Origin of the sequence: Streptomyces sp. NPDC059785, assembly GCF_042732375.1 — a bacterium.
Lineage (GTDB): Bacteria > Actinomycetota > Actinomycetes > Streptomycetales > Streptomycetaceae > Streptomyces.
The window spans coordinates 78,580-91,517 of record NZ_JBHWHV010000042.1 but is presented as its reverse complement, the minus strand read 5'-3'; the positions used below and the strand labels follow the sequence as shown (position 1 = coordinate 91,517).

The following is a 12,938-nucleotide window of genomic DNA, read 5'->3' as shown; positions in this document are numbered from 1 at the left end:
CTCTATCCCGAACTCCCCGAAAGCGCCCCCGCGCTACCCAACACCACCAACACAACGGTCAGCTGACCCCCAACACCACGACGAGGGACACGACCACGCCGAGCACGTCGATGTCTCCGTAGTGGTGGAAGCGTACGGCTCGCATGGGTGGCCCCAACCCAGGCTGCCCCGCGCACCCGGGGGTTGCGTGCCGCACCCCGCCGCATCCGGCGTCGGTTTACGAGCCACTCACGACGAGAATTTCGCCGACGGCGAGGAGACCACAGGCGAGGGACACCCGGGCACGTACAGATCGGCCGAACCAAGACTGTCCACTGCGCGATCCAGCGCTTGGCGGCGAGGCCCCAAGACGGCGCCGAGCCTTCCCGAGGCGGCCACCGGCCACCAACCGCGTCGAACTTCCGTGAGGAGTCGCACCCTTACACGAACCGCCGCCTCCTGCCGCCCCCGTCGGGCGACGTCGCCGTACAGTGCCTCCTTGCGTTCAACATCTCAATGCATCCCCCAACGTCCGTTACCGGAATCCGGCATAACCGGCGCACGGAATCGGACATGGGGTCAAGGATTCGCATGCCCCCATAACCCAGGATTCAGATATGTGGCCACCGCTCCCGACCCCACTCCCACTGGGGAGCACCCTCGACCAGCAGGAAGAGTGCAAGCACATACCCGCAAGGTCACCCGAACGACGGGAGGTTGCCGGACACAAACCGGACTCGAATGCGAACGTACGCGCAAGGAATCGAATATGCGCTCAGCGCCTCGAGCGGGAGCAAATAGACAAGGGGACTCCGGGAGCGCGCTCCCGCTCCCGTGCTCCCAGCTGGGAGCACGGGGAAAACAGAAAGAGGCCGTTCGGAAAACGGCCTCTCATCTGCGACGTTCGATCGTTCGAACTGTCGGGACGACAGGATTTGAACCTGCGACCCCTTGACCCCCAGTCAAGTGCGCTACCAAGCTGCGCCACGTCCCGGTGCCCGTCTGACCTGGGGTTTCCCCCGGGTGAACGTGCATGGAAGACAATACCGCACCTGGGACGGTGGTCGCGCACCGCTTTTCCGCGGCGACGGAGGGCGGTGAAGCGGTGGTGCGGCACCGGCCCGGTGGCGGTCGGGCTGTGGCGCGGCGGCACCGGCCCGGTGGCGGTCGGATACAGGTGCGCGTCAGTCGGCGGTCGGGACTCCCAGCTCCGGGTATGAGTCGAGGAGTCGCGTGGGGGCCGCCTGGCGCCAGGAGTCGGCGAGGATGTCGCGGAGTTCCGCCTCGTCCTCCAGTGCTGTCAGGCGGGCCCTGACCCAGGCGAAGGACGCCTCGTGGTCGGCGATCCAGAACTTGCCGGGCTCCGCCAGCGTCAGTTCGTCCCGCTCCTCCTTGGGGCAGCGCACCGCGATGGACGTCTCGTTCTCGGGAAGCGTGGCGAACATCTTGCCCGCGACCCGGAACGTGGGCATGCTCCAGGCGATCTTCTCCGTGGTGTCCGGCAGGGACAGGGCGATACGGCGTACATCTTCGGCGTCCGGCATGGAAGGCACCGTAGCGAGCGCCACTGACAATCAGCGGGTCACGGACGCTCACCCGACGACGGCCCCGGGGCACGGGCGCTCACCCGACGACGGCGTTCCCCACCCGCTTGTAGAAGATCGTCGTCGGCCGCAGTACGCCCCGCGGTGTCGCCGCGTAGTCCGGTATCGCGCCGACCGGCGTCCAGCCCGCCGAGCGGTACAGCGTCTCCGCCGGGCTGCCGGTCTCGGTGTCCAGGTGCAGCAGCGTGATGCCCGCCGCGGTCGCCGCGTCCTCGGCGACGGTCAGCAGCATCCGGCCCAGGCCCTGCCCCCGGCCGGACCGGTGCACCATGAGCTTCACCAGTTCGGCGCGGTGCCGGCTGTTCGGCTTGTCCGGGAACACGAGGCTTACCGTGCCGACCACCCGGCCCACCCGGCCCTCCTCCGTACGGGCTACCCATACGGCGAGCCGCCCGGCCGCGACCGCCGCCGCCCGCTCCTCCCACCACGCGACGGCGGCCGCCCGGGTCAGCGGATCGAGGAACCCGATCGAGGCACCGCCCGCCACGGTGTCGGTCAAGAGGTCAGCCAAATCATCTGTCGACAGGGCCAGTTCAGGTGCGTCCAAGCGGGAGATCGTGGTCTTCACGGCAGGATCACCGCCAGCGCGTAGCGTGCTTCCTCCGGGCCCGGGCTGCGGAAGCGCGTCGGGCCCCATACCCGCAGTCTGAGGCAGTCACCGGCGGCGAGCTCGTGCGTCGCGCCCTGCGCCGTCACTTCCAGCGCCCCGTCGAGCACCCAGATGTGCTGTTCGAGGCCCGGCACCGGCGGACGGTCGTACGCGATGTCCGCGCCGGCCGCCAGCCGTCCCTCGACGAGTTCGCCGCGCAGCCCCGCGTCCGGCGGCGACACCGAACGCCGTACGAAGCCGGACGCCCTGTCCTCCCAGATCCGCTGCTCGGCCGCCCGCACCACCTGCACCGGCTCCGCCTCGACCTCGCTGAGCAGCCGCGACATGGTGCGCCCGTAGACGCCGCAGAGCCGGTTCAGCAGTGCGGCCGTGGGGCTGATCTCCGCGCGCTCGGCCCGGGACAGGGTCGACCTGCTCACCCCGCTGCGCTCCGCCAACTCCCCCAGCGACCAACCGCGTTCGGTCCGCAGTTCCGCCAGCCGGGCGGCCAGCCGCGCATCAATGGCATCGGCGCCCGCCACTTCTCCGACTCTCTCATTTCCCACATCTGAGATGTTATCCCAAATACGGGAAACCCTCTCACTACCGTTCCGCCGCCTCCCCCAGCGCCGACAGCACCGGGCGGATTAGCGGGTGGTCCTCCGCGCCGCGGCGTACGGCGGCGAAGACGCGGCGGGTCGGCGGGGTGCCGTCGACGGGGCGTACGACCACTCCCGCCAGATCCATGCCGTGCAGGGCCGAGCGCGGGACCAGGGCCACGCCCGCGTCGGCCGAGGCGAGGGCGACGACGGCGCGAAAGTCGTCGGAGGAGTGTTCGAGGGACGGCTGGAAACCCGCGTTCTCGCAGGCCAGGACCACCACGTCGTGGCAGGGGTTGCCGGGGTACGGGCCGATCCAAGGGTCCTTGGCCAGCTCGGCGAGCGGGACCTCCGCGGCGTCGGCCAGGCGGTGGGCGACCGGGACCACCGCGTCGAAGGGCTCCGCGTACAGCGGTACGTGGGTCAGGCGCGGGTCGTCCGCCGCCGGTGCGCCCCGGTACTCGACGGCGACCGCGACGTCGACCTGCCGGTCCAGGACCATCGGCAGGCTCGCGTCGCCCTCGGCGTCCTGGACGCGCAGCCGGATGCCGGGCGCGGTGGCGGCGAGGCGGGCCAGCGCCGGGGCCACCACGAGACCGATGCCGGTGGCGAAGGAGGCGACGGTGACCGTGCCCGCGGCTCCGGAGCTGTACGCCGCCAACTCCGCCTCGGCGCGCTCCAGTTGGGCCATGACCAGGTTGGTGTGGCTGAGCAGGATCTCACCGGCCGGGGTCAGCCGTACGCCGCGGGCGCCGCGCTCGACGAGCCGGTGCCCGGTCTCCTGCTCCAGGGCGGCGAGCTGCTGGGAGACGGCCGACGGCGTGAGGTACAGCGCGGCGGCAGCCGCCGTCACCGTACGGTGGTCCGCCACCGCACGGAGGATGTGGAGCCGCCGAGCTTCGATCATGTGATCGATTCTCTCAGGTCACCGGCGTCCCCCGGCGCACGCGCCTCCCTCGCACCGGCCCGCACCCCGGCCCGCACGCCGGCCCTCGCACCGGCCCGCACCCCGGCCCGCACCCCGGCCCTCGCACCGGCCCGCACCCCGGCCCGCACCCCGGCCCTCGCACCGGCCCGCACCCCGGCCCGCACCCCGGCCCTCGCACCGGCCCGTGCCTCAGTCCCCGAGCTGCGCCCTCGCCGCCACGAACGCGTCGACCGCGCGGTTGACGTCCTCCGTCGAGTGGGCCGCGGAGAGCTGGACCCGGATACGGGCCTGCCCCTGCGGGACCACCGGGTACGAGAAGCCGATCACGTACACGCCGCGCTCCAGGAGGAGTTCCGCCATGCGCCCGGCCACCGCCGCGTCCCCGATCATGACGGGGGCGATCGCGTGATCGCCGGGGAGGACGTCGAAGCCCTCCCCGGTCATCCGGGAGCGGAACAGCGCGGTGTTCGCGGCGAGCTTCTCCCGCAGGTCACCGGCCGACTCCAGCAGGTCGATCACCTTCAGCGAGGCCGCGGCGATGACCGGGGCGAGCGTGTTGGAGAACAGGTACGGGCGGGACCGCTGGCGCAGCAGGGCGACGATCTCGGCGCGGGCGGCGACGTAGCCGCCGGACGCGCCGCCGAGCGCCTTGCCGAGGGTGCCGGTGAGGATGTCGACGCGGTCCATGACGCCGTGCAGCTCGGGGGTGCCCCGGCCGCCCGGGCCGACGAAGCCGACCGCGTGCGAGTCGTCGACCATGACCATGGCGTCGTAACGGTCGGCGAGGTCGCAGATCTCGCGCAGCGGGGCGACGTAGCCGTCCATGGAGAAGACGCCGTCGGTGACGATCAGGCGGCGCCGGGCGTCGGACGCCTCCTTGAGCCTCGCCTCCAGGTCGGCGAGGTCGCGGTTGGCGTACCGCAGGCGGCGGGCCTTCGACAGCCGGATGCCGTCGATGATCGACGCGTGGTTGAGGGCGTCGGAGATCACCGCGTCCTGCGCGTCGAGGAGGGTCTCGAAGACGCCGCCGTTGGCGTCGAAGCAGGAGGAGTACAGGATCGTGTCCTCCTGGCCGAGGAACGCCGCGAGGCGGGCCTCCAGCTCCTTGTGCACCTCCTGGGTGCCGCAGATGAAGCGCACGGACGCCATGCCGTAGCCCCAGCGGTCCAGGGCCGTGTGCGCGGCGGCGAGGACGTCGGGGTGGTCGGCGAGGCCGAGGTAGTTATTCGCACAGAAGTTCAGGACCTCGCCGGGGCGACCGCCGGAGGTGACGCTCACGGTCGCGGACTGCGGGGTGCCGATGACCCGCTCGGGCTTGTGCAGTCCGGCGGCGCGGATCTCGTCGAGGGTGGCGCGCAGGTCGTCGCGTACGGAATCGAACATCAGGAACTCCAGGTGGCGAGGGTGGGGGGCGGGCTGCGTGGGCGGGTACGCCGGGGTCAGACGGTCCAGTCGAGGATGACCTTGCCCGCCTTGCCGCCGGCCGCGTCCGCGAACGCCGCCTCGTGGTCGTCGCAGCCGTACCGGCCGGTGATCACGGGGGCGAGGTCGAGGCCGCCTTCGAGGAGGACGGACATGGCGTACCAGGTCTCGAACATCTCGCGGCCGTAGATGCCCTTGATGGTGATCATCGAGGTGACGATCCGGGCCCAGTCGACCGGGAACTCCTGGGCCGGCAGGCCGAGCATCGCGATCCGGCCGCCGTGCGTCATGTTGGTGATCATGTCGCGCATCGCCTCGGGCCTGCCGGACATCTCCAGGCCGATGTCGAAGCCCTCGCGCAGCCCGAGCGCGCCCTGTCCGTCGGCGATCGTCGCCTCGGAAACGTTCAGCGCGAGGCTCACGCCGATCTTGCGGGCCAGTTCCAGGCGCTCCTCGCTGACATCGGTGATCACGACGTTGCGGGCGCCCGCGTGCCGGGCCACGGCCGCGGCCATCAGGCCGATCGGTCCGGCGCCGGTGATCAGGACGTCCTCGCCGACCAGCGGGAAGGACAGCGCGGTGTGCACCGCGTTGCCGAACGGGTCGAAGATCGCGGCGACGTCGAGGTCCACCGGGACACGGTGCACCCACACATTGGTGGCGGGCAGCGCCACGTACTCGGCGAACGCGCCGTCGCGGCCGACGCCGAGCCCGACCGTGGCCCGGCAGAGGTGGCGGCGGCCGGCCAGACAGTTGCGGCACTTGCCGCAGACCAGGTGGCCCTCGCCGCTGACCCGGTCACCGGGCTTGATGTCCGTGACGTCCCGGCCGGTCCCGACGACCTCGCCGACGAACTCGTGGCCGACGACGAGGGGCGTGCGGATCGTCCGCCGCGCCCAGCCGTCCCAGTCGCGGATGTGCAGGTCGGTGCCGCAGATACCGGTCCTGAGGACCTTGATCAGTACGTCACCCGGGCCGATCGACGGCTCGGGTACGTCCGCGAGCCGGAGCCCTGGCTCCGCCTTCTCCTTGACCAGCGCCTTCAACGCTACGGCTCCTGTGCGTGAGGTCCCGGGGGCGGGGCATGCCGAAGGCGGCCCGGACCGGGGAGGGATGGGGTGGGGACCCCGGGACGCCCCGGGACATCCGGGGCGGGACGGGATCCCGTAGAAATCTGCCGTACCGCGGTGCCCCCGGTCCATCGAGGTTTTCTTAAGCTCCGCCGCAGGTTTCCTTCACACCCTCCCCGGCTCTCCCGGCCGCCCGCAGGCTGCGGGAACCGGGGTCAGAGGCCGATGCCCTCCCGGCGGCTGATCTGCGCGACCAGTTCCGCCGCCAGCGACTTGATGGTCTCCAGGCCCGCCCTCCCCCACGGGCGCGGCTCGACGTCGACGACGCAGACCGTGCCGAGCGCGATGCCCGTGTGGTCGATGAGCGGGGCGCCCAGGTAGGAGCGGATGCCGATCTCGTCGACGACCGGATTGCCGGCGAACCGCGGGTAGTCGCAGACGTCCTCCAGGACCAGCGCCTTGCGCCGGACCACGACGTGCGGGCAGAAGCCGTAGTCGCGGGTCAGGTGGCGGCCGAGCCTCCGCTCGACGCCGTCCGCCGTCGCGATGTGGGTCAGCGTGCCCGGCCTGGTGCCGTCCGGGGTGTGCAGCCCGGCGAAGAACTGCCGCTTCTCGTCGATGAAGTTGACCATCGAGTACGGCACCGCGGCGACCTCGGCGAGCCGGTCCGCGAAGGCGTCGAGGGCCGGCTCGGCGTGCTCGCCGAGCCCGAGCACGCGTAACCGTTCCACGCGGGCGGGTGCGTCCTTGTCCTCCGGGGTCAGCAGCAGACGACCTGCCGGACGCGGCGGGTCGTAACTCATGGGCGGGCTCCCTGACATGGGGCGTGACGCATGCGATGGCTCCGTGACGTGACGCGGGAATCGTGGGCGGACTGGGGGGTGGCATGAAGGGGGGGTGGCATGAAAGGGGGGTGGCATGAAAGGGGTGGCTTGAAGAGGCCTTGAGGGTTGGGCTTGGGGCTTGATGGTGTGCGGCGGGGCGGGCGGGCCGCCCCGCGCCGCTACCTGTGGGCGCCGTGCCCGGAGGTGTGCGACGGCGCGTAGGAGAGGAGGTGCCGTACCAGCGTGAGCAGGGTCTGCACCCCCGAGCTGGAGATCCGGGCGTCGCAGGCCACCACGGGCACCTCGGGGTCGAGGTCGATGGCCGCGCGTACCTCCTCGGGGTCGTAGCGGTAGGAGCCGTCGAACTCGTTGACGGCCACGATGAAGCCGAGGCCGCGCTGCTCGAAGAAGTCCACGGCGGCGAAGCAGTCCTCCAGGCGGCGGGTGTCGGCCAGGATGACCGCGCCGAGCGCGCCCTCGGAGAGCTCGTCCCACATGAACCAGAAACGCTCCTGCCCGGGGGTGCCGAACAGATAGAGCACGTGTTCCGGGTCGAGGGTGATCCGGCCGAAGTCCATGGCCACGGTCGTCTCGACCTTGTTCTCGATCCCGTCGAGACTGTCGGTCGCTTCGCTGACCGTGGTGAGCAGCTCCTCCGTACTGAGCGGCGCGATCTCGCTCACCGCGCCGACGAAGGTCGTCTTGCCGACCCCGAACCCGCCCGCCACCAGGATCTTCAGCGCGGTGGGGAACGGGTCAGAGCTGTCGTCGTAGTCCATCGAGCACTGCCTCCAGAAGAGACCGGTCAGTGGGGTTGTGGCGGAAGGCGGGCGGCTTGGTGGTCAGCGCCCCGCTGTCGACGAGGTCGGACAGCAGCACCTTGGTGACCGCCGCCGGCAGCTTCAGATGTGCGGCGATCTCCGCGACCGAGAGCGGGCCCCGGCACAGTTCGAGTGCCTGGGTGTGCTCGGGGCCGAGATAGCCGAGGGGGGTGGCTCCGGTGGTCATCACCTGCGACAGCAGATCGAGCGCGGTCGACGGCCGGGTGCGGCCGTTGCTGACCGTGTAGGGGCGCACCAGCCGGCCGGCCGCGTCGTCGAGCCAGGGCCCGTCGCCCACCGCGGCCACGCTCAAGGCCTCATCGCCGACGGTTCGACGGCGGCCTGCCGGGGTGCGGTCACCAGGTACGGCCGGACGCTCTTGACCAGCATCGCCATCTCGTAGCCGAGCACCGCCGCGTCGGCCTCGCGCCCGGCGAGCACGGCGAGACAGGTGCCGGAGCCCGCGGTGGTGACGAACAGCAGGGTCGAGTCGAGTTCGACGACGACCTGGCGTACGTCGCCGCCGTCGCCGAAGCGGATCCCGGCGCTGCGGCCGAGGGAGTACAGGCCCGAGGCCAGCGCCGCCATGTGGTCGGCGCTGTCCGGGTCGAGGCCGTGGACCGACTTGACCAGCCCGTCGCAGGAGAGGAGTACCGCGCTGGAGGTGTGGGGTACGCGCTGGACGAGGCCGCTCATCAGCCAGTCGAGATCGGATACATGACCGGTCGGCGCATCGCTCGCCATGGTGGATCGACTCCTTGAGGTACGAAGGTCTGCGGGAGCGCAGTGGGTGGGGGTGAGGGCGGGGCGGGGGGTCGTCATCCGGCTGGGGCGCTCCCGTCGTGCCGGGAGGTGAAGTCGTGTCCGGGCGCGGGCCGTATTCCACGCACCGCGCGCCCCTCGAACTGCTCGGACTGCTCGGACTGCTCGGACTGCTCGAGGGTGTGCGGCGAGCGCGGCGCGCCGATGTCGTGGGGCATGCCGATGTCGTGGGGCATGCCGGTGTCGTGGGGCATACCGGTGTCGTGGGGCATACCGGCGTCGTGCGGTGCGCTGAAGCCGTACGGGGCACCGGCGGCGTACGCCGGGCCGGAACCGTAGGCCGCGGTTCCCGAGCCGTACGCCGCTGTCGGCGTGCCCGATCCGGGGGTCAGGTCGGGGCAGAGGCCGTAGGCCACTCCCCCGCCGTAGGCCGGGTCGGTGCTCCGGCCGGGAGCGCGCGGTGGGTCCTCGTGGGGCGCGGCGGTGCGGGCGGGACCGGCCCCCGGAGCGGCGTCCGGGTGGCCGGTGCCGCCGTGCAGCAGGCGGACCTCGCCCGCTCCGGCGTGCGAGACGCCGGTGCCGGCGTCGGCCTGTCCCGAGGGGCGGGGCTCCGAGGGGCCCGGTTCCGAAGGGCCCCGGTCCGTCCTGGCCGCCGCCTCCGCGAGGCCGATGCCGCGCTGGAACGCCGCCATCAGTCCCGGGTCGTGGCCGACGTGCTGGTCGGCGTCCGGGCGGGGCGCGGGCGCGGGGCCGCCGCGAAGCTGCGGGGCGATGTGTTCCTGTGCCCGCCGCCGGGGCAGCTGGGGCCTGCTCATGGTCCCGCGGAGGGCGCCCGTGCGCGCGGTCGGCGGCACGGCGGCGTTCTCCTCCACCGTGCGGCGGTCCTCGGGGCGGACGCCGGGCAGGGCGTCCGCCGGGGTGGGCCGCTCCTGGCGGGCCCGGCGCAGCGGCAGCGGCGCCGGTACACCGCTCCCGGATCCGCCCCCGGATCCGCTCCGGGGTCCGCTCCGAGGTCCGTCCACCCCCGCGCCGTCCGCACCCGAACCGTTCGCACCCGCCCCGTCAGGAACCGGCCCGCCCGCGCCCGACCCGTTCACGCCGGTCCGGTGCGCGGAGGACGTCGCACGCCCGGCCGTCGTACTCTCCCGCTGGGGCCCGGACCCGCGGGCGGCCCCGGACTCGCGCCGCTCCCGCGCCTCCCGCCGCCGTTCCCGCCCGCCCGGAGCGGCGTGCCGGGCGGACGCGGGCTCGGACGGGACCGCGGCGACGGGCGGCCGGCCCCCGGTCGGCGGCCGCGCACCCGGCGGCGGGTCCTGCTGATGTCCCGGTCCCGGCCTCCCCGGCTCCGGCCTGTCCGGTCCCAGCCTCCCCGGTTCCGACCTTGCTGCCTCCGGCCTGCCCTGTTCCGCCGCCGACTCCGGTGCCGTCCCGAGTAGGGCCTGCGGCACCACGAGCACGGCCTGGATCCCGCCGTAGATATTGGTCTGGAGCCGTACGTGGATGCTGTGCCGCCGGGCGAGCTGGGAGACGACGAACAGGCCGATGCGGCCGTCCTGCAACAGGCTGGCGACGTTGACCTGGTCGGGGTCGGCGAGCAGGGTGTTCATCTTGTGCTGTTCGCCGGCGGGCATGCCGAGGCCCCGGTCCTCGACCTCGACGGCGAGACCGGACGTGACGAGGCTGGCCCGCAGCAGCACCTGGGTGTGCGGGGCCGAGAACACCGTGGCGTTCTCGACGAGTTCGGCCAGCAGGTGGATGACGTCGGCGACGGCGTGGCCGCGCAGGGTGCCGTCGATCGGCGGTACCAGCTTGACCCGGGAGTACTGCTCGACCTCGGCGATCGCGGAGCGCAGCACCTCGGTGGTGGAGACCGGGTTGCTCCACTGCCGCCGGGAGTTGGCGCCGCCGAGGACGGCGAGGTTCTCCGCGTGGCGCCGGATCCTGGTGGCCAGGTGGTCGACGTGGAAAAGGCCCTTGAGCAGGTCCGGGTCCTCGATCTCGTTCTCCAGCTCGTCGAGGATCGAGATCTCGCGGTGCACGAGGGACTGGAGCCGCCGGGCGAGGTTCACGAAGACCTCGACCTTCTGCTCGCTGCCCGCGCGGCTGGAGAGCTGGGCGGCCTGGACGACCGCGGTCATCGCGCCGTCGTGGGCGCGCGCCAGGTCGGCGGCGAGGAGGTCGAAGTCGTCGGCGTCCGGTCCGGGTCCGCTGCCGGGCGGGCGCGCGGGCGGGCGCTCGCCTTGGCGCAGCGCCTCGATCAGCTCGCGTACGTCCGCCTCGCCCCGGGCGCTGGTGCGGCGCAGCGCGCCGACGCGGTCGCGGATCGCCTTGGCGGCCCGGTTCGCGGCGACGGCGGCGATCACGATCCCGGCGAGGGCGACGACGACGGCTCCGCCCAGCACCGCCCAGAGGACCGGAGCCGGGCGGGTGCCGGCCGACCTGACGGTGAACAGCACTGCCGCGCCCGCGCTCAGCGCCACCGCGGTCGGCGGCAGGACGGCCAGGCGGAACAGCTGCGACCGTATGTGGGTCTCGGGCAGCGACGGAACGGGCCGGGCGACCGGTCGTCCGTGCCGGCCGCCCTCACGGCGGTCTGCGCGTGCGGCCGGTGCGCGAAGGTGAGACATCGGCGTCCTCGTACTGGTGTGTCGGGGGCACGGGGCTCCCGCCTGGTGCGTCGGGGGCACGGGGCTCCCGCGGGTCTGCGCGACTCGGGCATGCGGCATCGCGGAGCAGGGCGAGCAGGCCGAAAAGGTTCGGCTTCAGGTCGCCCGACGGCCACTCACCGTAGTTGTCGCCGCCTCATGTGCGGGCGGCAGTTGACAAAGTTCTACGGAAAGCGTCCCGCCCTGGTATGAGGCTTCGTACGACAGGCCGATAAACCTCCGGACGCCCGTTCCCTCGTACGTATGAACCGATCAGACCTGGTCAGAAGCGGTCAGTGGACAGCGCGAGGGCCGGGGAGCGGATGCGCTCCCCGGCCCTCCACGGCTCTCGCCGGCTGTCTCGGCCCCTCCCGGATCACCCGGCGGAGACGGCCTCCGGGTCTCCGGTGCCGTCGGCGGACTTCGCCGGAGGGTTACCCGGCGTGGTGCTCGTGACGGTGGCCGCGACCTCGGCGAGGGCGCCCCAGCCGCCCTTGGGCTCGATGGCCACGCCGCGCCACCAGGGCGTTGACGGCAGGCTCTCGCCGGTCGGCTCGAAGGGCTCACCCGGGGTCGGCAGGGCGACGCGCGCGCCCGCCACGCGGCCCGCGGTGACGGTCCCCTCGCCGGGCTCGGCCCAGGGGTGGTTCGCCAGGTTGAACGTCGCCCAGTGGATGGGCAGCATCACGCCGGTCGGCTCGCCGCCCTGGAGGTCCAGGTGGCTGCGCATGCCCTCCTCCGGCGTCATGTGGATGTCGGGCCAGAACTCGCTGTAGGCGCCGATCTGGATCATCGTGAGATCGAACGGGCCGTGCTCGGCGCCGATGTCCCGGAAGCCCTCGAAGTAGCCGGTGTCGCCGCTGTGGAAGATGCGGTGCTCGTCGCCCGCGACGGCCCAGGACGCCCAGAGGGTGTGCTGCGTGTTGCGCAGGCCGCGGCCGCAGAAGTGCCGGGCCGGGGTGGCCGTCAGGGAGATGGAGCCGACCTTCGTCGACTCGTGCCAGTCCAGCTCCCGCAGGCGGTGCGGGGAGACGCCCCAGTGCTCCAGGTGCGCCCCGACGCCGAGCGGGACCGCGAAGACGGTGTCCGTGCCGGCCAGCGCCTTGATGGTGGGCATGTCGAGGTGGTCGTAGTGGTCGTGCGAGATGACGACGACGTCGACCGGGCCGAGGGCGGCCAGCGGCACGGGCACCGGGTGCAGCCGCTTGGGCCCGGCGAAGTCGAACGGGGAGCAGCGCTCGCCCCAGACGGGGTCGAAGAGCACCCGGTGCCCGTCGATCTCGGCGAGGACGCTGGAGTGCCCCATCCAGGTGATGCGCAGCCCGCTCGCCGGGGGCCGGGCGAGGTCGGCGACGGTGGTGGGGTGCACCGGCACCGTGCCCGCGGGGGCGCGCAGGACGCGCTCCTCCTTGCGGAAGAAGGTCTTCGCGAATTCGACGCGGGAGCCGGTGGGGCCGATCCTGGCGCCCACCGGATTCTGGAAGACACCGTCCGCGAAGTGCGGCGATCTGCGGATGCGCGCCATGCGCTCGCCGCTCGGATCCGCGCCGAAGGCGGCGGGCCGCAGCGAGCGGAGCCCGGAGCTCAGGGAACGGACACCGGTCACGGCAACCTCCAGGTGGAGTCGGTCTGACTTTCCATTATGGTCCGCCTCTCTGACAGCGCCGTGTCCAACGGGTGCCGCCCCGATGGACC

General features: G+C 72.5%; 12 protein-coding genes and 1 tRNA gene. All 13 read right to left on the bottom strand.

What is annotated here, in order from left to right; all coding sequences use genetic code 11:
* Nucleotides 1-899 precede the first annotated feature (899 nt).
* Nucleotides 900-973 (bottom strand) — tRNA-Pro (locus ACFV6E_RS28375).
* A 190-nt stretch (nt 974-1,163) separates the two neighbouring features.
* On the bottom strand, nt 1,164-1,523 hold the full coding sequence (locus ACFV6E_RS28370; protein ID WP_385166519.1) for an MmcQ/YjbR family DNA-binding protein: 360 nt from the start codon (nt 1,521-1,523) through the stop codon (nt 1,164-1,166).
* A 79-nt stretch (nt 1,524-1,602) separates the two neighbouring features.
* Complete coding sequence (locus ACFV6E_RS28365) at nt 1,603-2,151, bottom strand: GNAT family N-acetyltransferase (RefSeq protein ID WP_385166521.1); 549 nt, start codon at nt 2,149-2,151, stop codon at nt 1,603-1,605.
* The gene (locus ACFV6E_RS28360) at nt 2,148-2,738 is read right to left on the bottom strand and encodes a helix-turn-helix domain-containing protein (RefSeq protein ID WP_385465432.1); all 591 of its coding nucleotides are present in this window, start codon (nt 2,736-2,738) and stop codon (nt 2,148-2,150) included. Before ACFV6E_RS28360 ends, ACFV6E_RS28365 begins: the two co-directional genes overlap by 4 nt.
* Nucleotides 2,739-2,775: 37 nt before the next feature.
* A complete protein-coding gene (locus ACFV6E_RS28355; protein ID WP_385465429.1) occupies nt 2,776-3,678 on the bottom strand; it encodes a LysR family transcriptional regulator in 903 nt (300 codons plus the stop codon).
* Between the two features lie 210 nt (nt 3,679-3,888).
* Entirely contained in the window at nt 3,889-5,082 is a 1,194-nt protein-coding gene (locus tag ACFV6E_RS28350; RefSeq protein WP_385465426.1) for a glycine C-acetyltransferase, read from the bottom strand.
* 56 nt (nt 5,083-5,138) lie between these two features.
* Nucleotides 5,139-6,167, bottom strand: coding sequence for an L-threonine 3-dehydrogenase (tdh, locus tag ACFV6E_RS28345; protein WP_385166527.1), 1,029 nt, complete (start codon nt 6,165-6,167; stop codon nt 5,139-5,141).
* Nucleotides 6,168-6,406: 239 nt separating this feature from the next.
* Nucleotides 6,407-6,994 carry a GAF domain-containing protein gene (locus tag ACFV6E_RS28340; protein ID WP_385166529.1) on the bottom strand — a complete coding sequence of 196 codons (588 nt, stop codon included), beginning with the start codon at nt 6,992-6,994 and terminating at the stop codon, nt 6,407-6,409.
* Nucleotides 6,995-7,194: 200 nt separating this feature from the next.
* A complete protein-coding gene (locus ACFV6E_RS28335; protein WP_385166531.1) occupies nt 7,195-7,794 on the bottom strand; it encodes an ATP/GTP-binding protein in 600 nt (199 codons plus the stop codon).
* Nucleotides 7,772-8,143 carry a DUF742 domain-containing protein gene (locus ACFV6E_RS28330; RefSeq protein WP_385166533.1) on the bottom strand — a complete coding sequence of 124 codons (372 nt, stop codon included), beginning with the start codon at nt 8,141-8,143 and terminating at the stop codon, nt 7,772-7,774. The genes ACFV6E_RS28335 and ACFV6E_RS28330 overlap by 23 nt, the downstream gene beginning before the upstream one ends.
* A 2-nt stretch (nt 8,144-8,145) precedes the next feature.
* Nucleotides 8,146-8,580: a roadblock/LC7 domain-containing protein gene (locus ACFV6E_RS28325; RefSeq protein WP_385166534.1), complete on the bottom strand. Its 435-nt coding sequence runs from the start codon at nt 8,578-8,580 to the stop codon at nt 8,146-8,148.
* A gap of 74 nt (nt 8,581-8,654) precedes the next feature.
* Complete coding sequence (locus ACFV6E_RS28320) at nt 8,655-11,225, bottom strand: ATP-binding protein (protein WP_385465423.1); 2,571 nt, start codon at nt 11,223-11,225, stop codon at nt 8,655-8,657.
* Nucleotides 11,226-11,619: 394 nt separating this feature from the next.
* The gene (locus tag ACFV6E_RS28315) at nt 11,620-12,849 is read right to left on the bottom strand and encodes an MBL fold metallo-hydrolase (RefSeq protein WP_385166537.1); all 1,230 of its coding nucleotides are present in this window, start codon (nt 12,847-12,849) and stop codon (nt 11,620-11,622) included.
* Between the last annotated feature and the right edge of the window lie 89 nt (nt 12,850-12,938).